The sequence below is a fragment of the Lactococcus petauri genome, assembly GCF_023499275.1.
Taxonomy (GTDB): domain Bacteria; phylum Bacillota; class Bacilli; order Lactobacillales; family Streptococcaceae; genus Lactococcus; species Lactococcus petauri.
Genome location: NZ_CP094882.1, coordinates 438,432 through 463,646 on the forward strand (window position 1 = coordinate 438,432; position 25,215 = coordinate 463,646).

The 25,215-nt window shown below is 39.1% G+C and carries 25 protein-coding genes and 1 riboswitch; of the genes, 24 read left to right on the forward strand and 1 reads right to left on the reverse strand.

Annotation, left to right across the window (positions count from 1 at the left end; genetic code table 11):
* Positions 1 to 19: 19 nt before the first annotated feature.
* The 24 genes from atpD to lgb_RS02245 all read left to right on the forward strand — a co-directional run bounded on the left by atpD (position 20) and on the right by lgb_RS02245 (position 24,372).
* Positions 20 to 1,429 (forward strand): F0F1 ATP synthase subunit beta, encoded by a 1,410-nt coding sequence (atpD, locus tag lgb_RS02130; protein ID WP_004259151.1) that lies wholly within the window; start codon positions 20 to 22, stop codon positions 1,427 to 1,429.
* A 17-nt stretch (positions 1,430 to 1,446) separates the two neighbouring features.
* Positions 1,447 to 1,872 carry a F0F1 ATP synthase subunit epsilon gene (locus tag lgb_RS02135; protein WP_019292091.1) on the forward strand — a complete coding sequence of 142 codons (426 nt, stop codon included), beginning with the start codon at positions 1,447 to 1,449 and terminating at the stop codon, positions 1,870 to 1,872.
* Between the two features lie 186 nt (positions 1,873 to 2,058).
* Positions 2,059 to 2,730 carry a hypothetical protein gene (locus lgb_RS02140; protein WP_019293622.1) on the forward strand — a complete coding sequence of 224 codons (672 nt, stop codon included), beginning with the start codon at positions 2,059 to 2,061 and terminating at the stop codon, positions 2,728 to 2,730.
* Positions 2,731 to 2,761: 31 nt separating this feature from the next.
* Entirely contained in the window at positions 2,762 to 3,583 is an 822-nt protein-coding gene (locus lgb_RS02145; RefSeq protein ID WP_019293621.1) for a hypothetical protein, read from the forward strand.
* A gap of 88 nt (positions 3,584 to 3,671) precedes the next feature.
* A complete protein-coding gene (locus tag lgb_RS02150; protein WP_019293620.1) occupies positions 3,672 to 4,589 on the forward strand; it encodes a lactate/malate family dehydrogenase in 918 nt (305 codons plus the stop codon).
* Between the two features lie 113 nt (positions 4,590 to 4,702).
* Positions 4,703 to 5,407 carry a histidine phosphatase family protein gene (locus lgb_RS02155; RefSeq protein WP_019293619.1) on the forward strand — a complete coding sequence of 235 codons (705 nt, stop codon included), beginning with the start codon at positions 4,703 to 4,705 and terminating at the stop codon, positions 5,405 to 5,407.
* Positions 5,391 to 6,176, forward strand: coding sequence for a M15 family metallopeptidase (locus lgb_RS02160; RefSeq protein ID WP_019293618.1), 786 nt, complete (start codon positions 5,391 to 5,393; stop codon positions 6,174 to 6,176). The genes lgb_RS02155 and lgb_RS02160 overlap by 17 nt, the downstream gene beginning before the upstream one ends.
* Positions 6,177 to 6,207: 31 nt before the next feature.
* Entirely contained in the window at positions 6,208 to 6,612 is a 405-nt protein-coding gene (locus tag lgb_RS02165) for a hypothetical protein (protein WP_019293617.1), read from the forward strand.
* 138 nt (positions 6,613 to 6,750) lie between these two features.
* Positions 6,751 to 7,788, forward strand: coding sequence for a heat-inducible transcriptional repressor HrcA (gene hrcA, locus lgb_RS02170; RefSeq protein WP_017368864.1), 1,038 nt, complete (start codon positions 6,751 to 6,753; stop codon positions 7,786 to 7,788).
* 3 nt (positions 7,789 to 7,791) lie between these two features.
* On the forward strand, positions 7,792 to 8,364 hold the full coding sequence (gene grpE / locus lgb_RS02175) for a nucleotide exchange factor GrpE (protein WP_255538669.1): 573 nt from the start codon (positions 7,792 to 7,794) through the stop codon (positions 8,362 to 8,364).
* Between the two features lie 77 nt (positions 8,365 to 8,441).
* Complete coding sequence (gene dnaK, locus lgb_RS02180) at positions 8,442 to 10,268, forward strand: molecular chaperone DnaK (RefSeq protein WP_004259123.1); 1,827 nt, start codon at positions 8,442 to 8,444, stop codon at positions 10,266 to 10,268.
* Between the two features lie 148 nt (positions 10,269 to 10,416).
* Positions 10,417 to 10,815, forward strand: a complete 399-nt coding sequence (locus tag lgb_RS02185) for a Spx/MgsR family RNA polymerase-binding regulatory protein (protein ID WP_019293250.1) — start codon at positions 10,417 to 10,419, stop codon at positions 10,813 to 10,815.
* Positions 10,816 to 10,992: 177 nt separating this feature from the next.
* Entirely contained in the window at positions 10,993 to 11,694 is a 702-nt protein-coding gene (locus lgb_RS02190) for a DeoR/GlpR family DNA-binding transcription regulator (RefSeq protein ID WP_019293249.1), read from the forward strand.
* On the forward strand, positions 11,691 to 12,617 hold the full coding sequence (pfkB, locus tag lgb_RS02195) for a 1-phosphofructokinase (RefSeq protein ID WP_019292080.1): 927 nt from the start codon (positions 11,691 to 11,693) through the stop codon (positions 12,615 to 12,617). Before lgb_RS02190 ends, pfkB begins: the two co-directional genes overlap by 4 nt.
* Before the next feature lie 14 nt (positions 12,618 to 12,631).
* Complete coding sequence (locus lgb_RS02200; protein ID WP_019293248.1) at positions 12,632 to 14,536, forward strand: PTS fructose transporter subunit IIABC; 1,905 nt, start codon at positions 12,632 to 12,634, stop codon at positions 14,534 to 14,536.
* 111 nt (positions 14,537 to 14,647) lie between these two features.
* On the forward strand, positions 14,648 to 14,890 hold the full coding sequence (locus tag lgb_RS02205) for a type B 50S ribosomal protein L31 (protein ID WP_003135050.1): 243 nt from the start codon (positions 14,648 to 14,650) through the stop codon (positions 14,888 to 14,890).
* A gap of 216 nt (positions 14,891 to 15,106) precedes the next feature.
* Positions 15,107 to 15,658: a YceD family protein gene (locus lgb_RS02210; protein ID WP_019293247.1), complete on the forward strand. Its 552-nt coding sequence runs from the start codon at positions 15,107 to 15,109 to the stop codon at positions 15,656 to 15,658.
* 101 nt (positions 15,659 to 15,759) lie between these two features.
* Positions 15,760 to 16,455 (forward strand): response regulator transcription factor, encoded by a 696-nt coding sequence (locus tag lgb_RS02215; RefSeq protein ID WP_019292077.1) that lies wholly within the window; start codon positions 15,760 to 15,762, stop codon positions 16,453 to 16,455.
* Between the two features lie 87 nt (positions 16,456 to 16,542).
* A complete protein-coding gene (locus tag lgb_RS02220) occupies positions 16,543 to 18,033 on the forward strand; it encodes a HAMP domain-containing histidine kinase (RefSeq protein WP_019293246.1) in 1,491 nt (496 codons plus the stop codon).
* A gap of 139 nt (positions 18,034 to 18,172) precedes the next feature.
* Positions 18,173 to 18,340, forward strand: a riboswitch (Lysine riboswitch).
* An 88-nt stretch (positions 18,341 to 18,428) separates the two neighbouring features.
* Complete coding sequence (locus lgb_RS02225; RefSeq protein ID WP_249663233.1) at positions 18,429 to 20,000, forward strand: ABC transporter permease subunit; 1,572 nt, start codon at positions 18,429 to 18,431, stop codon at positions 19,998 to 20,000.
* Positions 20,001 to 20,738, forward strand: coding sequence for an amino acid ABC transporter ATP-binding protein (locus tag lgb_RS02230; RefSeq protein WP_019292074.1), 738 nt, complete (start codon positions 20,001 to 20,003; stop codon positions 20,736 to 20,738).
* A gap of 139 nt (positions 20,739 to 20,877) precedes the next feature.
* A complete protein-coding gene (murD, locus tag lgb_RS02235) occupies positions 20,878 to 22,239 on the forward strand; it encodes a UDP-N-acetylmuramoyl-L-alanine--D-glutamate ligase (RefSeq protein WP_064305289.1) in 1,362 nt (453 codons plus the stop codon).
* Position 22,240: 1 nt separating this feature from the next.
* Complete coding sequence (gene murG, locus lgb_RS02240; protein ID WP_019293243.1) at positions 22,241 to 23,335, forward strand: undecaprenyldiphospho-muramoylpentapeptide beta-N-acetylglucosaminyltransferase; 1,095 nt, start codon at positions 22,241 to 22,243, stop codon at positions 23,333 to 23,335.
* A complete protein-coding gene (locus lgb_RS02245) occupies positions 23,335 to 24,372 on the forward strand; it encodes a cell division protein FtsQ/DivIB (protein WP_019293242.1) in 1,038 nt (345 codons plus the stop codon). Before murG ends, lgb_RS02245 begins: the two co-directional genes overlap by 1 nt.
* A gap of 95 nt (positions 24,373 to 24,467) precedes the next feature.
* On the opposite strand, the gene lgb_RS02250 is transcribed toward lgb_RS02245, so the two are convergent.
* Positions 24,468 to 25,205, reverse strand: coding sequence for an amino acid ABC transporter ATP-binding protein (locus lgb_RS02250; protein ID WP_014024357.1), 738 nt, complete (start codon positions 25,203 to 25,205; stop codon positions 24,468 to 24,470).
* Positions 25,206 to 25,215 lie beyond the last annotated feature (10 nt).

Genomic DNA, 25,215 nt, shown 5'->3' on the forward strand with positions numbered 1-25,215 from the left:
TAAACTAGGAGGAAAAATATTGAGTTCTGGTAAAATTACTCAGGTCATTGGTCCCGTTGTCGACGTTGAATTTGCGTCAGGCGCGACTCTTCCTGAGATTAATAACGCACTCATCGTTTATAAAGATGTAGACGGCGTTAAAACTAAAATCGTCCTTGAAGTGGCGTTGGAACTTGGTGATGGTGCCGTACGTACCATCGCTATGGAATCAACTGATGGCTTAACACGTGGACTTGAAGTTCTCGATACAGGTAAAGCAATCAGCGTACCTGTCGGTCAAGAAACACTTGGACGTGTCTTCAATGTACTTGGAGATGCTATCGATGGTGGCGAAGCGTTTGCTGAAAATGCAGAACGCAGTCCTATCCATAAAAAAGCGCCATCTTTTGATGAACTTTCAACAGCAAATGAAATTCTTGTTACAGGGATTAAAGTTATTGACTTACTTGCCCCATACCTTAAAGGTGGTAAGATTGGCTTGTTCGGGGGTGCCGGAGTTGGTAAAACCGTTCTTATCCAAGAATTGATTCACAATATTGCCCAAGAACACGGTGGTATTTCCGTATTTACTGGTGTTGGGGAACGTACTCGTGAAGGGAATGACCTTTACTGGGAAATGAAAGAATCAGGCGTTATTGAAAAAACAGCCATGGTCTTCGGTCAAATGAATGAGCCACCTGGAGCACGTATGCGTGTTGCTCTTACTGGTTTGACAATTGCTGAATATTTCCGTGATGTAGAAAAACAAGACGTTTTGCTTTTCATTGATAATATCTTCCGTTTCACCCAAGCCGGTTCAGAAGTATCTGCCCTCTTAGGACGTATGCCATCAGCCGTTGGTTACCAACCTACGCTTGCAACTGAAATGGGTCAACTTCAAGAACGTATCACTTCAACAAAACAAGGTTCTGTAACTTCTATCCAAGCGATTTATGTCCCAGCCGATGACTATACTGACCCTGCGCCAGCAACAGCCTTCGCTCACTTGGATGCAACAACAAACTTGGAACGTCGTTTGACACAAATGGGTATCTACCCAGCCGTTGATCCATTGGCTTCTTCATCACGTGCGCTTACACCTGAAATTGTTGGTGAAGAACACTATGCAGTAGCTATGGAAGTACAACGTGTGCTCCAACGTTATAAAGAATTACAAGATATCATTGCTATTCTTGGTATGGATGAATTGTCTGATGATGAAAAAGTATTGGTTAACCGTGCACGTCGTATCCAATTCTTCCTCTCACAAAACTTTAACGTTGCCGAAACATTTACTGGTGTACCAGGATCATATGTACCAATTGAAAAAACTGTTGAAGATTTCAAAGCGATTCTTGACGGTAAATACGATTCAATCCCAGAAGATGCTTTCCGTGGTGTAGGTCCAATCGAAGACGTTCTTGAAAAAGCTAAAAAAATGGGTTATTAAGATAGGAGGTTGCTGAAATGAGTGAAAATGTCATGGCTATTCAAGTCATCACTCCTGCGGGTGTCGTTTATGATCACCATGCAACCTACATTCTTGCGCATACGATTGGTGGAGATATGGGGATTTTACCCAACATGATTTCCACAATCGCTGGTTTACAAATCAGTGAACTTAAGGTGCGCCGTCCTGATGATGTGAAGCACGTTGATTATATTGCTGTTAATGGCGGTATTATTGAAGTGAAGGATAGTATGATTACAGTGATCGCAGACTCTGCTGAGCGTAATCGTGATATCGATGTTCCACGTGCCGAACGTGCAAAACTTCGTGCTGAAAAAGAGCTTGAAGAAGCTAAAGCGGCACATAAGACTGATGAAGCTAAACGTGCCGAAGTTGCACTTCATCGCGCGATTAACCGATTGAATGTATCGAAACACAATTAATAAAAGAATAAAAAACATCCTTAGGATGTTTTTTTTGTTATTTAATATAAATGTAACAAAAAACAGCAAATTAAAATGTTAAAATGTAAATAATAAGTCTTTTTTACTGTTTGATGAATAAATAGTTACGGATGATGGATTTTTGGAACAATTTAGAAATGTAGTATTGAGAAGAGAGAGGGAATTATGGGAAAGGAGGAAAGTGTGGCATTGGATCATTGCCAAGAACTGATGGAAATAGTCGAAACAATAGAAGACAAACTCCATCAACTTGAAGTTATAAAGATCGAATTTCGTCAAGAAATTCAGTACAAAATTAATTACCGCTCGGCTTTACTTGCGTTCAGCTTTCCTGTCCTTATCTTAGCTTTTTATATTATAAACGATTTTTCTTTTATACATGGTCATGGGCAACTGGATCGTTCCGCTTTAGAAACCTTCTTAATCACGTTTATGTTGAGCTTTGCCTTATGGGCTCTGGGAATTTTTCTAAATGATATTTTCAAAAAGATATTTGGAAGTAATACACTTCCCATTGGGCGAAAAGCTCTTGTTAAGCAACTTTTTCCTAAATACAATCAAAAAAGTCAATGTCTGATTGATAGTCTAGAGGAATCGTTGGGATCTGAGACATTAATAAGTACTGAACTCCCTGAAAAGTATCTGAATGTCAAGAGCTTGAACTATATTATTGAGGTCTTAAGTGTAGAAGATGTTCAAACTTTGCATGAAGCAGTTGAACTATTAGAGCTAGAAATAAAAAATTCTCGTGTTGAGCAAAGTTTACTGGCTGAGCCAAGTATCCGTCGAGCGCAAGAAGCGATAGCAACCCAGCATACGTTCAAACAAGGTGTATAGTAGAAATAATGAGAAAGGAGGCAAAAAGCGAATGAGAAAGAAAAGATATTGTATAATTTTAGCAACCACCATAGTATTAGGGCAAACAATCATTCTGAACCCGAGCCAAGCTTATTCTGCATCAGTTTCACGTGTCCAAGCTGAAGAACTGCAGGACAAAAGTGCCAATAATTCGTTAACCGAGGAAGCAAATACAGGCGGTGGATCGACAACACCTGAAAACCCTCAGCCTATTACGCCGACAATGCCTCCGATCGTTCCAGAAACACCAGATATTACACTTCCGCCAGTAATCATAGGTGAACCTGTTCCTATCACACCAACAGTCCCTATAATTCCGGATAATACTCTTCCTTTGGTACCTGTAGGCGAACCTGTGCCGATTACACCTACAGCACCTCCAATTGTACCAGAGCAGCCGGATAATAGTTTACCTTCAATTTCACTAACAACACCAGAAAAAGTAGAGGTACAGAACCCGGAGTCGGATACAGAAAGAGATCAACCTCTTAAAAATCTGGGAGCACATAATCAAGATAAAAAGGATACAACAGAAGTTACCCCAGCAGAAACTATAAAGCCACAAGAAATAGAAAATAAGAATACAACTACTCAAGTTTCTACCAAAGGAGAACTTCCTTATATCTGGAGGGAAGCAAATATCCCACTGATATCACAACATACCTCTATCAATTCACTTGATGATGCGGATAAGGATGCTGTAACGCGTAAACATGCCATAGCTGTGCATGCAGCTGGGACAGGAGGAGTAGTTACAGGAATAGGGACCTCTGTACTCCTTCTCGGAATCCTCAAGAAAGCCAGTTGGATAAAACAAATCTTTGGTAAATAAAAGAAAAAATCTCTGAAAAAAGGGATTTTTTTTGATACAATGAAACAAACAATGAGGAGAAATCCTCTAAAATTTAAAGGAGATTCAGATGCGTAAAGTAGGTATAATTGGGTTAGGGAATGTCGGAGCAATGATTGCTCAAATGATTGTTCAAGCAGGCTATGTTGATGAATTAGTCCTTATTGATAAAAATACTGCGAAATCTAAAGCTGAAGCTTTTGATATGCTTGATGCAGCTAGCCTACTCAATAGTCATACAAAGATTACTGTCGGCGATTATCCAGATCTTTCTGATGCAGAAGTCGTTATTTCTGCTTTGGGCCATATCAAAGCTCTTGATGCCCAAGATCGTTTCCAAGAGTTGAAAATTAATACACCCATGGTCAAAGCAGTAGCAGATGAAATTAATGCTTCAGGCTTTAATGGTGTTTTCTTAATCGTAACCAACCCTAATGACGTGATTGCACAGCTTTATTCACAAGCTCTTAACCTTTCCAAAAACCAAGTTTTTGGAACAGGAACATATTTAGATTCGGCTCGTTTGCACCGTTATATTGCTGAAGAAGCAGGTGTAGATGCGAGAAGTGTGAGCGGCTATATGCTTGGTGAACATGGTGATTCGCAATTTGCAGCGTGGTCAACAGTAAATATTGGTGGCGTACCATTTGAAAAAACAGCAGTGACAAACAATTTTGATCTTGAAAAAATCGAAGATTCAGCACGCCATGGCGGTTTTGTCGTATATGAAGGAAAGGGCTATACGAACTTTGCTATTGCTGCAGCTTCAGTGAGTCTAATGAATCTCATTTTATCTGATGCCAAAGCAGCTGTGGTCTGCTCGCATTACGATGCTGAACTTGATGCGTATTTGTCAACACCAGCACTTGTTGGACGCGATGGTGCACAAGCTTATCCTGGATTTATCGAAAGCATCAGCAAAGAAGAAGCGGATAAATTGAAAGACTCAGCACGTGAGATTCAAGAAAAAATCAAAAAATTTAGCTAAAAATAGCCTATAGATAGAAAATCTCTTATATAAGAAGAGGTTTTTTTCTCTGTTCAATTGCTTTGAAATAAAGTATAATTAAAGATATATATAATAGAAGATAAGGTGAGTTCATGGTTGAGATTTATTTGGTAAGACACGGAAAAACAATGTTTAATACAATCGGCAGAGCCCAAGGTTGGTCGGACACACCGCTCACTGCTGAAGGTGAACGTGGAGCTATGGAGTTGGGGCTGGGCTTCAAAGCTAAAGGGTTGAAGTTTGATCGTGCTTATTCTTCTGACTCTGGCAGAACAATACAAACGATGGGCTTTATCTTGGAATACTCCGAGAATAAAGATATTCCTTATAAGATGGACAAGCGTATTCGTGAATGGTGTTTTGGTTCTTTTGATGGGGGATATGATGGCGAACTCTTTGATGGGGTTCTTCCTATTATCTTTGCTGAAAAAGGTATGCAAGAGACAGGGAAGTTCCCTTCAGATGAAGAACTAGCGCGTGCTATTTATGAAGTCGATACTGCAGGATGGGCGGAAACTTGGGAAGAACTCTCTGGACGTATTATGAATGGCTTTTCTGATATGGCAACTGAAGCAGAAGCAGCGGGAGCGAAAAATATCGTCATAGTTAGTCATGGGATGACGATTGCAAGCTATATCAAAATGCTTCGTCCAGATAAAGAACGTCCGCATAATTTGGATAATGGTTCCGTGACACATCTGACTTTTGAAAATGGAAAATTTGAAGTAGGAGATATCGGATCGATGGAGTATCGCAAACTTGGAGCAGAAATCATAAAAAATGCAAAGAAGAACTAAAAAAAGAAAACTCAAAAAAAGTAGAGTAATCGGAAGTTTCATTATTCTCTTGGTCTTCATTGGACTATGTGTATTTGCTGTAAGTAAACTCAAGACACAAGTCACGAAAAAAACGGCTGAACCAAAACAAACTTCATCTTCAAGTTCGCCAGCTGAAAGTAAGGCAACTGATTTACCGGAAGCTCATCGTTCTGACTGGAATCTTGTTCTGGTAAACAGGGAAAATCCAAAAGAGGAACTCTCCCCAGAGCTTACAACTGTTGGCGCTGTGCAGGTTGATCAACGTATCGCAGATGCTCTTGTTAAATTTTTAGCAGCAGCGCAAGCTATTGATCCCTCAGAACACTTGATTTCGGCATATCGCTCAGTGGCTTATCAAGAACAACTCTTCAATACTTATGTGGAAAATGAAATGGTTGGTGCTGCAGGATCAGTCAATAACACAGGGCAACCTATATCTCGTGAGCAAGCTGAAACTAATGTTAAGACTTATTCACAGCCTGCAGGTAGCTCAGAGCACCAAACAGGCTTAGCTGTTGATATGTCGACAGTAGATGCTTTGAACCAAAGCCCTGAAGATGTAGTCGCACAAGTGAAGAAAATTGCGCCTGAGTACGGTTTTGTACTTCGTTTCCCGGAAGGCGGAAAAGCATCCACTGGTGTGGATTATGAGGATTGGCATTTTCGTTATGTAGGTGTGGATAATGCCAAATATATGACAAAACACAACCTTACACTTGAAGAATATTTGAAGTTATTGCCCCAGTAAAATAAAGGGCGTTAAAAGGAGTCACACAACAATGTTGAATAAAGCCTACTTAATTTTATATGCTAATATTGCCTTATTTCTCTATACTTTAATGATTATTGCACAACGGCTTTTAGCATCACCCAATACCTTTACGACGGTTTTTCAAAATACAAGCCGCACAATAACGGGATTTATCAATAAAACTCTGGCTCCAGTAGCCCAATGGCAAAATATAATAGAAATACTCTTGGTTTTCCTTCTCATCTTACTCATACTCCGCTTTTTCAATGTGGGATTATGGATTTTAGAGATAGCGGCTGTGCTGGTAATTGTTGATTGGGGCTATCAATATCTTATGCATCAGCAAAATCTAGCGCTATTATTTCCACTAGCTGTCATGCTTGTTAGTCTCTTTAGCATCCGTTTCATTGCTAAAGAAGTAGGATTTATTTAAAAAACCAAAAATTAGCACTCTATAAAAAAGAGTGCTAATTTTTGGTTTTTTTGCTTGACAAGATAGGAGATAAGGGTTATAATAATATTGTTAGCACTTGAGGGTGGTGAGTGCTAAAAGCGAAGAAAGGAGATAAAGATGATTACAGAACGGCAACAACAGATTTTGGATTTGATTGTCTCACTTTACGCGAAAGAGCACACACCCGTTGGTTCTAAAGCTTTATTGGAACAGATTAAAGCATCAAGTGCGACAATCAGAAATGATATGAAAGCCTTGGAAAATCTTGGACTCATTCAAAAAGAACATACGTCAAGTGGACGTGTTCCTAGTATTTCAGGTTACAAATACTTTGTAGAAAATGTATTGCGCTTGGAAGAATTTACACAAAATGATCTTTTTCAAATTATGAAATCCTTTGATGGTGAGTTTTATCGCTTATCGGATTTATTTGAAAGAGCAAGTGAAGTTCTCTCAAGATTGACCGGCTTAACTTCTTTCGTACTTAATGTTCCTCAGAAAGAGCAAGTCTTACAGTCCTTTGAACTTGTCACTTTAGATAATCACTCGATGTTGACAGTGATGACCTTAGCGACAGGCGAACTTCGGACAAATCAGTTTGTACTCCCCAAAAGTATGAGTGAACATGACTTGCAAGTCTTTACACGGTTGATTAAAGAACGTTTAGTGGGTAAGAAAGTTCTTGATGTGCATTATGCGTTGAGGACGGATATCCCACAGATAGTACAGCGTTACTTTAAAACAACTGGTGATGTCTTGGAGCTCTTTGAATCCGTCTTTGCAGATTTGTTCACAGAGCATTTGACAAGTAGCGGACGTGAATATGTCTTTGATTTTGCCACAGACAATCTTTCTGAGCTTTATAAAATTTTAAGCGATGATACACGTATGGCTCAAGAAATACGAGAATTAACAAGTACAGATGAGATGCGTTCGGTTGTCATTGACAATATGTCTTATTTTGCTAACCTAACGTTGATCAGTCAAAAGTTTGTTATTCCATATCGTGGTTTAGGAACGCTGACAGTCATTGGTCCTGTAGAACAAGATTATCAGAAAACCTTGAGTACACTGGACTTACTTGCGAAAGTCTTAAGTATGAAACTCATGGACTACTATCGTTACCTTGATGGTAACCATTATGAGATAAGTTAATATATGAAATTATTTAAAAGAAAAGGAAACAATATGGCTGAAGAAAATAAAGAAGAATTAAAGAAAAAAGATCAGGAAGAAGAAGTTGTCGAAGAGATTACTGAAGAAGCACTTGAAGATATCGTCGAAGAAGAAGTTTCTGAGCTTGATGCAGCTGTAGCAAAGGCTGAAGAATGGGAAAATAAATTTCTCCGTATCAGTGCAGAAATCCAAAATATTCAACGCCGTGCCAACGAAGAACGTTCTAGTATCTTGAAATATCGCTCACAAGATTTGGCGAAAAAGATTTTGCCAAGCTTAGATAACTTGGAGCGTGCACTTGCTGTTGAAGGATTAACAGAAGATGTCAAAAAAGGTTTAGAAATGACACGAGAAAGCTTGATCAACGCACTTAAAGAAGAAGGCGTTACAGAGGTCAAAGCAGACGGAGCCTTTGATCCAAACTTCCATATGGCTGTGCAAACTGTCCCAGCTGATGATGAGCATCCTGCAGATCATGTCGTTCAAGTCTTCCAAAAAGGCTACCAAATCCATGATCGTATCCTTCGTCCAGCAATGGTCGTTGTTGCACAATAAGAAACAAGAAGTGACCGAAATGTCCTTAAACTATAAGAATAGATAAAAACAATAAAATAAAAAAAGAGGTAAAGCATATGTCTAAAATTATTGGTATTGACCTTGGTACAACAAACTCAGCAGTAGCAGTTCTCGAAGGAACTGAAGCAAAAATTATTCCAAATCCAGAAGGAAATCGCACAACACCATCTGTTGTTGCTTTTAAAAATGGTGAAATTCAAGTTGGTGATGCTGCAAAACGCCAAGCCGTAACAAACCCAGATACAATCATCTCAATCAAATCTAAAATGGGTACAAGTGAAAAAGTTTCTGCCGGTGGTAAAGAGTACACACCTCAAGAAATTTCAGCAATGATTCTTCAAAACTTGAAAGCAACAGCTGAAGCATACTTGGGCGAAAAAGTTGAAAAAGCAGTTATTACAGTCCCAGCATACTTCAACGATGCACAACGTCAAGCAACAAAAGATGCTGGTAAAATCGCTGGTCTTGAAGTAGAACGTATCGTTAACGAACCAACAGCAGCAGCTCTTGCTTACGGTATGGATAAACAAGACAAAGATGAAAAAATTCTTGTCTTTGACCTTGGTGGTGGTACATTTGACGTTTCAATCCTTGAACTAGGTGATGGTGTCTTCGATGTATTGTCAACAGCAGGTAACAACAAACTTGGTGGTGATGACTTTGACCAAGCCATCATTGATTACATGGTCGCAGAATTCAAGAAAGAAAACGGCATTGATCTTTCACAAGATAAAATGGCCCTTCAACGTTTGAAAGATGCAGCTGAAAAAGCGAAAAAAGACCTTTCAGGTGTAACTTCTACTCAAATTTCATTGCCGTTCATCACAGCTGGCGCTGCTGGCCCACTTCACTTGGAAATGACACTTACACGTGCTAAATTTGACGAATTGACTGCTTCATTGGTTGAAGCAACACGCGAACCTGTACGTCAAGCCCTTTCTGATGCTGGTCTTTCAACTTCTGATATCGATGAAGTTCTTCTTGTTGGTGGTTCAACTCGTATCCCAGCAGTTGTTGATCTTGTTCAAAAAGAAACAGGTAAAACACCAAACAAATCTGTTAACCCAGACGAAGTTGTTGCTATGGGTGCAGCAATCCAAGGTGGTGTCATCACTGGTGACGTTAAAGACGTTGTCCTTCTTGACGTAACTCCACTTTCACTTGGTATTGAAACAATGGGTTCTGTATTTACAAAACTTATCGAACGTAATACAACAATTCCAACATCTAAATCACAAGTCTTCTCAACTGCAGCAGATAATCAACCAGCAGTAGATATCCACGTCCTTCAAGGTGAACGTCCAATGGCAGCAGATAACAAATCATTGGGTCGCTTCCAATTGACAGATATTCCTGCCGCACCACGTGGTGTACCACAAATCGAAGTCACATTCGACATCGACAAAAACGGTATCGTATCTGTTAAAGCAAAAGATTTGGGTACGCAAAAAGAACAAACAATCGTTATCAAATCTAACTCAGGTCTTTCTGACGAAGAAATCGATAAAATGATGAAAGATGCTGAAGCAAATGCTGATGCTGACGCAAAACGTAAAGAAGAAGTTGATACACGTAACGAAGCGGATGCTCTTGTTTTCCAAACTGAAAAAACAATCAAAGAACTTGAAGGTAAAGTTGACGAAGCAGAAGTTAAAAAAGCAGAAGATGCTAAAGAAGAGTTGAAAAAAGCTCTTGAAGGTGAAGATATTGCCGATATCAAAGCTAAATCAGAAGCACTTAGCGAAATCGCTCAAAACCTTGCAGTAAAACTTTACGAACAAGCAAGTGCTGAACAAGCAGCAGCAGAAGGTCAAGAAGCTGGATCAGAAGAAGGTCCTAAAGATGACAATACTGTTGATGGCGACTTTGAAGAAGTTAAATAAAAAGTGAGTTCATAAAATAAAAAAGTTCGAGACTTTGTTTCTCGACTTTTTTTGTTTTTGTGAAAACCATTTTATTTGTTTTCAATATTATAAAATAGGATAATGAAAATAGGAAAGAGAACCTGGATGTGATAGAAAGGAGGTTGGCATGCTTAAGATTTATACCATCTCCTCTAATCAGGAGACGAAAGCAGTAGAGAGCTGGCTCTATGCCCATAAAGTCAAGTTTGTCGAAGTTGATCTTCTCAAAGAACTGGTTTCGACTGAGGAAATTCTCCGAATTGTTTCTTTAACTGAACATGGAGTTGAAGAGATTATCGCAACAGAAACACGGGCTTACACACGTTTGAACCTTAATTTCAATGACTTGAAGTTAGAAGATTTTATGGAGCTGTTAGAAGAAAATGCTACTCTATTGAAAGTTCCACTTATGTTGGATGAAAAACAACTTCAAATCGGTTTTGATGAAGATAAGATGCAAAGGTTTTTAGAAAAGCCAAGTAAAAAAGTTACTGACATAGAACAGCAAGAAATGCAAACAGGCTAGGTTCTCTAAAGAGCAAAGGAAGCGTAATTCCTGGCTCTTTTTTTTATTTAAGGATAGTATATGAAGGAAATCTATATAAATTTCTTTCTTTTTTTTGTAGTTTTTGGAAGTTTTTGATTGACTTTGAAAGAAAATGGTGTATAATGTAAATGTAAACGAATTCAGGAGGAGGATCATATGCTCGCGACAGAACGCAAGGAAAAAATAATGAGCTTGCTCAAAGAGCAAAGAACAGCGACTTTAGAAGAACTTTCAACAATAACTCAAGCTTCTGTCTCGACATTAAGGAGAGATCTCAATGAGCTTGAAGAAGAAAACGCCTTACGTCGTGTTCATGGAGGCGCAGAACTCCAACAAGATCTTTCAGAAGAGTTATCTATCTTTGAGAAATCTTCCAAAAACGTTCAAGAAAAAGAAAAAATCGCAGCTATAGCTTTTGAAAAGATAAAAGAAGGCGACATTATTTACTTGGATGCTGGAACTACAGTTGCGCCACTTTGCCATTTGCTTAATCAGTCGGGCAAGCGTGTCACTATCGTGACCAATTCGATTAGCCATTTACCAAAATTAACCAGTGAAAACCTCATTGTTTATTTGCTTGGTGGTCGAGTGAAACGTCAAACTGATGCCATCATTGGCAGTTCGGCCATCGCTCAACTTAGTACTTACCGTTTTAATCTTGCATTTATCGGAGCCAATGCTTTTGATGAAGAACTGGGGGCTATGACACCGGACAGTGAAGAAGCAGCGATTAAGACACAGGCCATTCGTCAAAGCCGGACAAGCTATCTCCTCCTGGACAGTAGTAAAATCGGTCAAACAAGCTTTGTTAAGTTTGCAGAAAGTGACCAAATAAAACTTATAACGGAGAAATTATGATATACACAGTAACACTAAATCCAGCATTAGATTATTTCATGGATTTTGATCAGGCTAAACTTGGACAAGTCAACCGAGCGACAGAAACGCGTATGCTTCCTGGTGGTAAAGGGATTGTTGAAAGTCGCATGATGTCCCTTTTAAAGGTAGAAAATACGGCTCTTGGTTTTCTTGGTGGCTTCCCTGGGAAATTCATTCAAGATTATCTTGAAAATATCGGAAGTCAGTCCGATTTTACTCCAATTGCAGGAACAACACGTATTAATACAAAAATCAAAGTCAATGCGCAAGAGGAAACCTCCTTTGATGCTGCTGGACCAGACTTATCAGATGCTGAAATTCAGGCCTTCCTAAGTAAATTTGACGATCTACAAAGTGATGACATTGTCGTTTTTGCTGGTACTATCCCTAAAGCTTTAGGGGAAGACTTCTATGAAGTTTTGATTGAGAAAGTAAAAGCCAGAGGCGCACAGTTTGCTATTGATGTTGACGGACAAAAGTTGCTGAAAACATTGAAATATGAGCCACTCGTCATCAAACCTAATCGTGAAGAGTTGGAAGAAATCTATTCTGTTAAGTTTAAATCCAAAGAAGATATTATCCCTTATGGTCAAAAACTTTTAGCAGAAGGGGCACAAAATGTCATGATTTCTATGGCAGGTGATGGTGCTTTACTCTTCACAGGTAAGGAAACTTATTTTGCCGCTCCAATCAAAGGAGAGTTGAAAAACTCTATCGGTGCAGGAGATTCAACAGTTGCAGGTTTCCTGGCCGAGTGGAGCCGAAGTCAGGATACTTTAGCAGCCTTTAAACAAGGTGTTGCCTGTGGTACAGCTAAGGTCTTCTCAGAAGACATGCCGAGTGAAAGCTTCTTAAAAGAATGCTTTGAAAAAGTAACAATCGAAAAAATAAACGAAGATTAGAAAAGAGGAAGATTATGGAAATCAAAGATTTACTCAAAACAGAAGTCATGATTTTGGACCTTCAAGCAACGACTAAAGAAGCTGCCGTGGATGAGATGGTAAACAAGTTAGTCGCAGAAGGTTACGTCAGTGATTTTGATACATTTAAAGCTGGAATTATGGCTCGTGAAGCGCAAACTTCAACTGGTTTGGGCGATGGTATTGCCATGCCACACAGCAAGAATAAAGCGGTTGACGAAGCTGTTGTCCTGTTTGCAAAATCAAATGCAGGTGTGGATTATGCAGCCCTAGACGGACAACCTGTTAATCTTTTCTTCATGATTGCAGCACCAGAAGGCGCAAATGACACACACTTGGAAGCTTTAGCACAACTTTCTAAGTTCCTCTTGCAAGCTGGATTTACAGACAAAGTAAAAGAAGCAAAATATCCGCGTCAAGTGTTAGAGCTTTTCTCTGAAGATACAGAAGAAATTGAGCAAGTCACTGATAGTGAGCATTATGTTTTAGCCGTAACAGCATGTACGACAGGTATTGCACACACTTATATGGCTGAAGAAGCACTTAAAAAACAAGCTGCTGAAATGGGCATCGCCATCAAAGTTGAAACAAATGGGGCGCGTGGGATTGACCACAAGCTGACTGCTGAAGATATTCAAAAAGCTGACGGTATCATCGTTGCAGCGGATAAGAAAGTGGAAATGAATCGCTTTGCAGGGAAACCGATGGTGCAAGTTCCTGTCGCTGCCGCTATTCGTCAACCCGAAGAACTCATTAATAAGGCAGTTTCTGGTAATGCACCAAAATTTGAAGCTGATGCCGCTGATGAGGCAAAAGAAGAAAGCTCTGGCGGTATTGGTAAAGCCTTCTACAAACACCTTATGGGTGGTGTATCTGCAATGTTACCATTCGTTGTTGGTGGTGGTATCTTGATTGCTCTTGCCTTCTTGATAGACCAATCAATGGGTGTGCCTAAAGATCAATTGGCCAACCTTGGTTCTTATCATCCGATTGCGGCTTACTTTAAAAATATCGGGGGCGCAGCCTTTGCCTTTATGCTCCCAGTCCTAGCTGGTTTTATCGCCAACTCAATTGCAGATAAACCTGGTTTAGTTGCAGGTTTCGTTGCGGGTTCAATGGCTGCCTCTGGTCTTGCCTTTGGCAAACTTGATCCAGCTACAATGATTCCATCAGGTTTCCTTGGCGCTTTAGTTGGTGGTTTCATTGCTGGTGGTGTCATTATCCTCTTGCGTAAGCTCTTGACTGTCTTGCCTAAATCGTTAGATGGGATTAAAGCAATCTTGATTTTCCCACTTTTAGGGACATTCATCACAGGATTGCTCATGCTTTTCATCAATATTCCGATGGCAGCAATCAATACAGGCCTTTCAAACTTCTTGAACAGCCTTAATGGAGCATCAGCTTTAGTTCTTGGTATTATCGTTGGTGGTATGATGGCAGTTGACCTTGGTGGACCAATTAACAAAGCTGCTTATATCTTCGGTACAGGAACATTGGCCGCAAGTGTTGCTACTGGTGGCTCAGTCGTTATGGCAGCAGTTATGGCTGGTGGTATGGTTCCACCTCTTGCAACTACAGTTGCCGTCCTCTTCTTCAAAAATAAATTTACAAAAGAAGAACGTCAATCAGGTTTAACAAATATTGTTATGGGACTTTCATTTATTACAGAAGGTTCCATCCCATTTGGTGCTGCTGACCCAGCACGTGCTATTCCTTCATTTGTTGTTGGTTCAGCCTTAGCAGGTGGACTCGTTGGTGCGGCAGGTCTTAAATTGATGGCACCACACGGGGGTATCTTCGTCTTAGCTCTAACAAATGGCCCACTTTTATACCTTCTCTTTGTTTTGATTGGTGCTCTTGTTTCTGGTTTGATGTTCGGTTATTTGAAAAAAGAAAAATAGTATTTTAAATAACAAAAAAGCTTGAATTTCAGCAACAAATCTGTTAGAATATTAAGGTCTAACAAACTTTGGTCTGGCAAACAGTCCAAGGCAGAAAGGAAATTTTGCAAAATGAAAAAAGACATCCATCCTAATTACCAACCTGTTGTGTTCTTGGATACAACTACTGGTTTTAAATTCTTGAGCGGTTCAACTAAAGGTTCGAAAGAAACTGTTGAATGGGAAGACGGAAACACTTATCCATTGATTCGTGTGGAAATCTCTTCTGACTCACATCCATTCTACACTGGCCGTCAAAAATTCCAAGCAGCGGACGGACGTATCGCTCGTTTCAACAAGAAATATGGAAAATAAAAAAGTGCTTCGGCGCTTTTTTATTATCGCTCTAATTTGCTATGGTAAATCAAGTCCAACTGTAAGCAAATTCTGAACATCTTTTAGTTCATTGGGCTATAAAAATTAAAAAAAATATCATATAATAGAAACAGATAGTATACACATATAAAATTAAAGGCATGCGTGAATATGCCTTCTTTTAAACTCACTATAAAGATAAAGGAAAAATAAAATATGAAATGGTCTATTTTAGAAGTATCAAAAAAGAAAATAATTAAATTCGAAGACGCGCTTGATTTAACGCAAGAACTTAAGCAACGCTCAGAAGAAATCCTTGATGCAAAACCTGTAAATGTTCAAGGACAAATCGCCTATGACGATGGCATCTATTACTTGGATTATACACTTGAAGTGGATTTGACTTTACCATCATCACGGAGCTTGAAGCCAGTAGAGTATCTTATGTCAATCGCTGTGAATGAAGCCTTCACCACAGATGAGTTTCTTAAAAAGAATGAAGATTTACTGGACAGTGACATAATATTTACATTGGAAGCAGATTGGATTAGTCTATCAGAATCGGTAGCTGATAATATTCTTTTAGAAATTCCCTTGCAAATTTTAGCAGAAGATGAGAAAGCTGGAGCCACAAGTTTACCTTCTGGCAAGAACTGGTCTGTCTTGTCTGAAGCAGACTATCAGAAACAAAAAGAAGAAGAAGCAGATAAAGAAAATAAATCACCTTTTGCAGGATTGGCAGATTTCTTTTCCGAAGAAAAAAATTAAGAAAAATCTCATAAAACACTTGCAACAAAATTACAATTATATTATAATTTCATTATAGAGGAAATAAAATTAAAAAGAAAAGATATTAATGAGGCTAAACTATGAATTCATCTAAACGTATTTTGATTATCGAAGACGATAAAAACATTGCGAGATTTGTTTCACTTGAGCTTGAACACGAAGGATATCAAACTGCGGTTCAAGACAATGGTCGTAAAGGTCTTGAAGAAGCAATGTCAAAAGATTATGATTTGATTTTGCTCGACTTAATGCTCCCAGAGCTGGATGGCTTTGAAGTTGCACGACGCTTACGCCGTGAAAAAGATACACATATTATTATGATGACTGCACGTGATTCAACTATGGACCGTGTAGCAGGTCTTGATATTGGAGCGGATGACTATATTACAAAACCATTCGCAATTGAAGAATTGTTAGCGCGTGTCCGTTCACTCTTCCGTCGTGAAGACCATATCCACACGATTGAAAAATCAGACAATACTTCATTCCGTGATTTGGTAATTGATAAAACAAACCGCACTGTACATCGCGGAAAAAAAGTTATTGACCTTACACGTCGTGAATACGATTTGCTTTTGACCCTGATGCAAAATGTGGGTGATGTCGTAACACGCGAATACTTGGTTTCTGAAGTATGGGGTTACGAAGAAGGTACAGAAACAAACGTTGTTGACGTTTATATCCGCTATTTGCGTAACAAAATTGACGTGGAAGGCCGCGAAAGTTATATTCAAACGGTTCGTGGTATGGGATATGTCATGCGTGACCGCAAATAATATAGGGAATATATAAGAAGATTTCTAGTGGTTTTGCCACTAGATTTATTCCTTTTATGGCGATGTAAAGAAATAGAAAAATGCGACATGGTAAAATTTTTTGATTCGAAGAAGAAAAAAGCAGAAAATCTGCCCGAGCGTAAGCGAAGCATCATGCTACGTTGGGCCTTTGCAAATACGATTTTTTGTTTTATAACCTTCACTATTTTTACAGTATTAGTTTATCAACTGACCATAACAACCTTCATCAATTCTGAAAAAGAGGACATGATGAAAGCTCTGGACAATGTTGAGCAAAGTTTGTCCCAATCGGAAAGCAAACTGTCGGAGGACAATCTTGCGAATTATTTGGCTTATGCCAAAGACTACACAGCATCCAGTCAGGGAAAAGAAAATGAGCTAGAAACACTTGGAAGTATGATTGGTTCTAGGAAGTCTTTTTATGTCTTTGATGTCGGTGAAAATTTGATTTATTCGACCAATTCGTATGGTTTCCCGCTAAGGAAAGATGTGGGGGATTCTACTCATGCTGTACGTACATTTGGTGAATATTCTGGTTATTTGGTTGAACGACCCGTTCATTCTAAGAAAACAGGGAAACTGATTGGCTATGTGCAGGCTTTCTATGATATGAGTTATTATTACAGCGTGCGAACAAAGCTGCTGATTGCCCTGATTATCTTAGAAATTATTGCTCTCTTTATTGCTCAGTTTGTCGGTTATTTTATGGCAAGTCGCTATATCAAGCCTCTAGAGCGTTTGCACGATGCGATTACTACACGTGCCAATAATTTGAAGGCGGATTTCAAACCTGTAGTGATTCAAACAGGCGATGAAATTGAAGAACTGGCGACTGTTTATAACGACATGATGATTAAGCTTAACGATTACGTTGATCAGCAGAAACGTTTTGTTTCTGATGTCAGTCACGAGCTACGTACGCCACTTGCAGTTTTAGATGGTCATTTGAATCTCTTGAATCGATGGGGGAAAAATGATCCTGAAGTGCTTGAGGAGTCTTTACAGGCCAGTATAGAAGAAGTTAGCACGATGAGAACGATGTTAGAGGAGATGCTTGCATTGGCCCGTCTTGAAAGCATTGATTTTCAAGATGAAGATCTGATCTGTGATCCAACAGAAGTTTCTAATTTTCTTAAGAAAAACTTTCTCCTTATTCATCCTGATTTAAATTTAACTGTTGAGAATTACTTGACGCCGGGTAGTTTGGCTCATATTTATCCCAACCATTATGAACAAGGCTTAAAAATTTTGATTGATAATGCGATAAAATACTCGCCTAAAGATCGCCAAGAAGTGAAAATCCATCTAGAAGAAGATGACAAATACATTATTACAACAGTTGAGGATCGTGGCTATGGCATTAGTCAAGAAGATTTAAAACATGTCTTTGAGCGCTTTTTCCGTGCCGATAAAGCACGAAATCGAGATATAGGTGGAACAGGTCTTGGTCTGTCTATTATCCAACGCATAGTGGAAAACTATGACGGGGATGTCAGTGTGACTTCCATTGTAGGCGAAGGATCGAAATTTACTTTAAAAATTCCTAAGATTAAATAAACATAAAAAATCTAGTGATTATATAAAAGTACTTATTGGGCTTTTAATCTTAATCTTATTTCTTGAGTTTTTTGATAATTCGAGAAAATTGTTGACATTCGTTTAAAAAAAGGTTAAGATTTAAAATACAATATACAAATAAAATGATAGAGGTCGCAATGAATAGGAAGTTTTACTGAGCTGGACAAGCGTTGAAGTAAAACGGAGGAGACATTGCCGAAATGAATTCACTCGTCCAAGTGAGTTTGTTGGGGCAGCAAGGGATACTTGCTGAACTGTCGCAGTTTTGCGGAGTGCTATTCGTTACTTACTGATAATATGAATCACGTACAACGTTTAGCAACCTCTCTGTGTAAAGGTTGCTTTTTATTTGGAAAAATGAAAGAGAGAGTATTATGAGAAGAACAAACTTATTCTTACTTGTCGCGACGTTGTTTACGGTATTATTTATCGGTAGTTCAAAAGTGAGTGCAGAACAGTTCCGTGTCGGAATGGAAGCTGCATATGCCCCTTTTAACTGGACACAATATGATGATAGCAACGGTGCTGTCCCTATTGATGGTGTAGATGGTCAATGGGCTAATGGTTACGATGTACAAGTTGCAAAAAAACTTGCTGATAAGTTAAATAAAGAATTAGTAATCGTCAAATCAAGTTGGGATGGCTTGCTGCCAGCTCTAAAATCCGGAAAAATCGATGGCATTATTGCAGGAATGTCGCCAACTGCGGAACGTAGAGAACAAATCGCCTTTTCAGAACCGTATTACACATCTAACCTTGTAATGATGGTCAAAAGTGGCGGTCCCTTTGCTCAAGCATCGAGTTTAGCAGACTTCTCTGGTGCAAAAATCACTGCTCAGCTGGGAACTTTTCACTATAACATGATTGACCAGATTGAAAGTGTTAACAAGCAAACAGCAATGAAAGATTTTTCAAGCATGCGTGTGGCTTTACAAAGTGAAGCCATCGATGGTTATGTAGCTGAACGTCCCGAAGGAGTGACAGCAGAGAAAGCAAATCCAGACTTCAAAATGATTGAATTTGGCGAAGGAAAAGGTTTTGTCACAAACTCTGATGATACAACAGTCGCAGTAGGTTTACGTAAAAATGATCCCAACTTACCTGTAATTAATAGCTTTTTGACAGGTTTTACACCTCAAGACCAAAAAGAACTGATGGATGAAATGATTGCTGCTCAACCAGAAGCTAAAACACAAGGCGCTTGGTATGATCAAATTATCAGTATTGTAAGAGATAACGGCAAACAGTTTCTTAATGGTACAGGGATGACCTTATTCATCTCTTTGATTGGTACGATTATTGGTACGGTTTTAGGTCTTCTTATTGGCGTTTATCGTACTATTCCAGAAATTAGTAATAAATTTTTAGCCTTTTTACATAAAGTATTTGGCTGGCTTATTTCAGCTTATATTGAAATTTTCCGTGGTACACCAATGATTGTTCAAGCAATGGTGCTTTACTATGGAACAGCTCTAGCTTTTGGCTTGAGTTTGGATCGGACCTTAGCTGCGCTAATTATTGTGTCCATCAATACAGGTGCTTATATGTCGGAGATTGTACGTGGCGGTATTTTCTCTGTGGATCAAGGGCAATTTGAAGCCGCGCAAGCTATCGGAATGACGCATGGGCAAACTATGCGCAAGGTTGTTTTACCACAAGTCTTGCGAAATATTCTTCCAGCAACAGGAAATGAATTTGTCATTAATATCAAAGATACATCAGTCTTATCTGTAATTTCAGTAACTGAGCTCTTTTTCCAAGGAACAACAGTGGCGCAACAAAACTTTATGTATTTCCAAACCTTTGCTGTCATCTGTGCAATTTACTTTGTCTTAACATTTACAGTAACACGTATTCTACGCTTTGTAGAAAGAAAAATGGATGGACCAGACGCTTACGTCCCAATCCAAAATCAAATGCAAGTACAAGAACCGGGGGACGCTTAAATGACAGCAATCTTAGAAATCAATCATTTAAAAAAATCATTTGGCAGTAATGAAGTGTTAAAAGACATTCACTTAACGGTAAATCAAGGCGAAGTTATTTCGATTATTGGTTCATCTGGAAGTGGTAAATCGACATTACTTCGTTCAATCAATTTATTGGAGAAGCCATCTGGTGGAGAAATAATTTATAAAGGTGAAAATGTTTTAGCAAAAGGCTTCGATATTCCTAAATATCGCACGCATCTGGGCATGGTTTTCCAAAGCTTCAACTTGTTTAACAATATGAATGTTATCGAAAATGTTATGGCTGGGCAAGTTACAGTATTGAAAAAAAGCCAAGAAGAAGCTCGGACTATTGCGCTCGAGAATCTGGAAAAAGTGGGCATGGCAAGCTTTGCTAATGCCAAACCTGCACAACTCTCCGGCGGACAAAAACAACGTGTGGCGATTGCTCGTGCAATTTCTATGAATCCAGATGTGATATTATTTGACGAGCCGACTTCAGCGCTTGATCCCGAAATGGTAGGCGAAGTCTTACAGACAATGAAAGGACTGGCTGAAACAGGCTTAACAATGGTTATCGTTACACATGAAATGGAATTCGCGCGTGATGTAAGTGATCGTGTAATTTTCATGGATAAAGGGGTTATTGCTGAAGAAGGACGGCCAGCGGAAATCTTCGGAGCTCCGAAAGAAGAACGGACGCGCGCTTTCCTTTCACGCTTCTTGAAAGCTTAAATAAAAAGAGCAAGCTTATGCTCTTTTTTTCTTTGCAAAAGACCTCTTATTTTCACAGTAAAACTTTCAAATACAAACTCTATATTGAAAAAATAGGTAAATAGCGGTAAAATAGAGGGAAGTAGAAAGAATAGGAACAATGAAAAAAATCAAAACTTTTGAAGAAAAAAAAGTACTCATCCTCGGATTAGCAAAATCAGGAGAAGCTGCAGCACGCTTGCTTCATACTCTAGGTGCACACGTAACTGTAAATGACGGAAAGGCTTTTGAAGAAAACCCTGCCGCGCAAGCCCTCTTGGAAGAAGGCATTGAAGTTATCTGTGGTAGCCATCCCCTTGAACTTTTAGACGAAGATTTTGATTTTATGGTAAAAAATCCAGGTATTCGTTATGATAACCCAATGATAAAGAAAGCATTGGATAAAAAGATTCCAATTGTTACAGAAGTTGAACTTGCTTATCTTGTTTCGGAAGCTCCAATTATTGGGATTACTGGAACCAATGGTAAGACAACAACAACAACGCTGATAGCAGATATTTTAAATGCGGATGGTCAGTCTGCAAAATTAGCAGGAAATATTGGTTTTCCCGCCTCTGAAGTAGCTGCCCATGCGAGTGCTCAAGATACTTTGGTGATGGAACTCTCAAGTTTTCAACTGATGGGAATTGTAGATTTCAAGCCTCAAATCGCTCTCATTACCAATATCTTTTCATCGCATTTAGATTACCATGGCTCTCAAGAAGCTTATGAAGCTGCCAAATGGCGGATTCAAGAAAACTTAACTTCCGAGCAATACCTTATTCTCAACTTTAATCAGGAAAAATGTCGTGCTCTAGCAGAGCACACAGCAGCTCGAGTTGTGCCATTTGCAACTGAAAATAAAGTTGATGGTGCTTATGCGCTGGAAGGTAAACTTTATTTTCGTGATGAATTCATCATGGATGCAGATGACCTAGCTTTGCCTGGGGAACATAATTTAGAGAATGCTCTGGCAGCAATAGCTGTTGCCAAGCTTTCGGGTGCTAAAAATCATGCAATTATTGAAGTGCTGACAAGCTTTTCGGGTGTGAAACATCGCTTGCAGTATCTTGGTGAACTTGCAGGACGTAAAGTCTACAATGATAGCAAGGCCACAAATATACTGGCAACAGAAAAAGCTTTGTCAGGTTTTGAAAATAGTCGCTTATGGCTCTTAGCTGGCGGACTAGACCGTGGAAATGGCTTTGAAGACCTCGCGGATTCTGTAACAGGGATTAAAGGTATGGTTCTTTTTGGGGAGACTGCACCAAAGCTGCAAGAGCTTGCAGATCGCTTGCAGATTCCAACACTCCACAGTGAAAATGTCGCAACAGCTCTTAAAGCAATCTTTAATAAGACGGAAGAGGGGGACACTATTTTACTTAGTCCTGCTTGTGCCAGCTGGGATCAGTACAAGACCTTTGAAGAACGTGGGGATATGTTTATTAAAGCTTTCGAAGAATTGAAAGGTGAATGGAAATAGTATGAAAATTATTGTAACTGGAGGCGGAACGGGAGGTCATATCTATCCTGCGCTGGCCTTTATAAAGCATCTGAAAACTATAGAGCCAGACTCGGAGATCCTCTATGTAGGTACAGAACGCGGCTTGGAGAGTAAGATTGTGCCTGCCGCAGGCGTGCCCTTTAAAACTGTGGATGTACAAGGTTTTCGTCGTAGCCTTTCTTTAAATAACTTTAAGACAATCTACAAGTTCCTGAAATCTACATCAGATGCGAAGAAAATTGTTAAGGATTTTAAACCTGATGTGGTTATTGGAACAGGAGGCTATGTGGCTGGACCGGTACTTTACGCAGCAGCTAAGCTCAATGTGCCGACTATCGTTCATGAACAAAATTCAATTCCAGGAATTACAAATAAGTTCTTGAGTAAATATGTGGACAAAGTTGCGGTCGCCTTTGAAGCAGCCAAGCCCTTCTTCCCAGAATCCAAAACAGTTTTTGCTGGTAATCCACGTGCTCAGGAAGTTGCAACTTTAAAAGCTACCGATATTCTGGAAACAGAATATCAACTTCAAAAAAGTAAGAAAACGGTAGTTATTTTTGGAGGGTCACGAGGCGCTCAAACAATTAACGAGGCGGTAAAAGCTGCTCTACCAAAGTTTGCAGAAGCGGATTACCAAATCGTCTATGCCTCAGGACAAATCTACTTTGATGAAGATCATGAAGAGTTTGCAAAATATGCCGATGCTGCAAATATAGCTATCCGTCCATATATTTCAAATATGCTCGAAGTTCTTGCGTCATCAGATTTAATATTATGTCGAGCAGGTGCGACAACGATTGCTGAAATTACTGCACTTGGTTTGCCAACGATTTTTGTGCCTAGTCCAAATGTCACAGCAGACCATCAAACAAAGAATGCTCAAGCTCTTGTAGATATCGGTGCTGCTAAGATGATTAAAGATGTCAATCTTACAGCAGATACAATGCTTGCCAGCATTTCTGAAATCTTTTCTGACGAAGAGCTTTACCAAGCTATGTCTGTAGCCAGTGAAAAAGCAGGAGTACCTGATGCTAGCGATCGACTATATCAACTTGTGAAAGAAATTAAAAAATAATGAGTGAAGAAAACCTTACGCCTTGGCAAAAGAAACATCTTGAATATCAGCGCCGCAAAGCAGCTGAAAATCAAGAGAAGTCTGAAGAACCCAAAAAACGGAAGTTTTTTAAGAAAAAAGAAGATATTGAAGCAGATTCTCCTGAAGTTCAGGAAGAAATCGAGCAACAAGAATCTTTTGTAGAAGCAGAAGAGTCTGAGCAAGGATACTCAGATGATTTTGTTGAGGATTTTGAAGAACAAGAACCGGAACATTCTTTTTTTGAAGGAAGTTTCGAAGTGTTCAAAAAGATGTGGCCCGTCTTATTCTTGGCAATCTTATTGTTTTTAACTTCGATTTACGCGGTGTCCCCGATAAGCAAAATTGGGACGTTTACGGTTTCAGGTAATAAAAATGAGTCTTTTGAATCTATCGTACAGGCTTCACGTTTGAAGCCAACGGATAGGATTTATGGTGTGCTCAGAAATAAAAGAGCTATTGAAAACAGTATTGTTCAACAATTTCCACGTGTTAAATCTGTCAACTTACACGTAAGTTTTCCCAATAATATCGAGGCTAAAGTCACGGAGTTCGAAAAAGTTGCTTATGTAGAACAAAAGGGTAAAACTTACCAAGTGTTAGAAAGTGGTCATATCCTCAAGGATCAAGAAACAGCTAAGGATAAACTTTCGAAACTTCCGGTACTAAAAAACTTTTCCGATGAAGAAGTCGAAAAGTTTATTACAGCCTATATGAAATTGAAGCCTGAAATACGTGGTTTGATTACGACGGTTACGAAAACACCGACTAAAGCAACTAAAGACTTTATCGCTTTGGATATGTCAGATGGTAATCAAGTACGTGTTTCTCTCAGTCAAATTACCGAGAAGGTTCCTTACTATCCAAGTATTGCGAAGCAACTTCAAGCGCCACAAGTGATTGATATGGAAGCAGGAATTTATGCAAAGCCAAAAGAAGATTATCTGGCTGACCTAAAAAATCCTGAAGGAAATAAGAAGAACTCAGAAAATACAACTGAAATTACCGCAACTCAATAATAAAACTGAAAGGGGATATCCTTTCAGTTTTATTATATTATCTTGCAGAAAAAGAAAAACGTTTGTTTCTTTTAAAGAGACAAACGTTTTTGGCTTTACGCATTCAATACTTTAGATAAGAAGTCTTGTAAACGTGGATGCTGAGGGTTTTCAAAGAGGTCTTCTGGTTTACCATCTTCAAGGATAACACCAGCATCTGTAAACATGACACGGTTAGCAACTTTACGTGCAAAGCCCATCTCGTGTGTTACGATAAGCATTGTCATGCCATCGTCTGCGATACGACGCATCAGGTCAAGAACATCCCCAACCATCTCAGGGTCAAGTGCTGAAGTTGGCTCATCAAAGAGCATAACATCAGGGTCCATAGCCAAGGCACGGGCAATGGCTACACGTTGTTTTTGACCACCTGAAAGCATCTCAGGCATTGTATCTTTTTTCTCTTCTAGACCAACAGCTTCAAGCAAGCGCAGAGCTTTTTCTTTTGCTTCAGTTTTTGTAAGCTTTTTAAGCTCAACGGGCGCATACATAATATTTTCTAAAACGGTCATGTTAGGAAAGAGGTTGAAGTGTTGGAAAACCATTCCGACATGTTGGCGAACCAAGTTAATATCAGTGTTTTTATCTGTAAGGTTGTACCCATTGATAATAACATCGCCACTTGTTGCGTCTTCTAAACCATTTAGTGTACGAAGGAATGTTGATTTACCAGAACCTGAAGGACCAATAATACAAACAACATCTCCTTTGTTAAATTTTGCAGAGATTCCTTTGAGAACCTCGTTTTTACCATATGTTTTGTGAAGATCAGTAACTTCGATTTGTACAGACATATCTTTAATC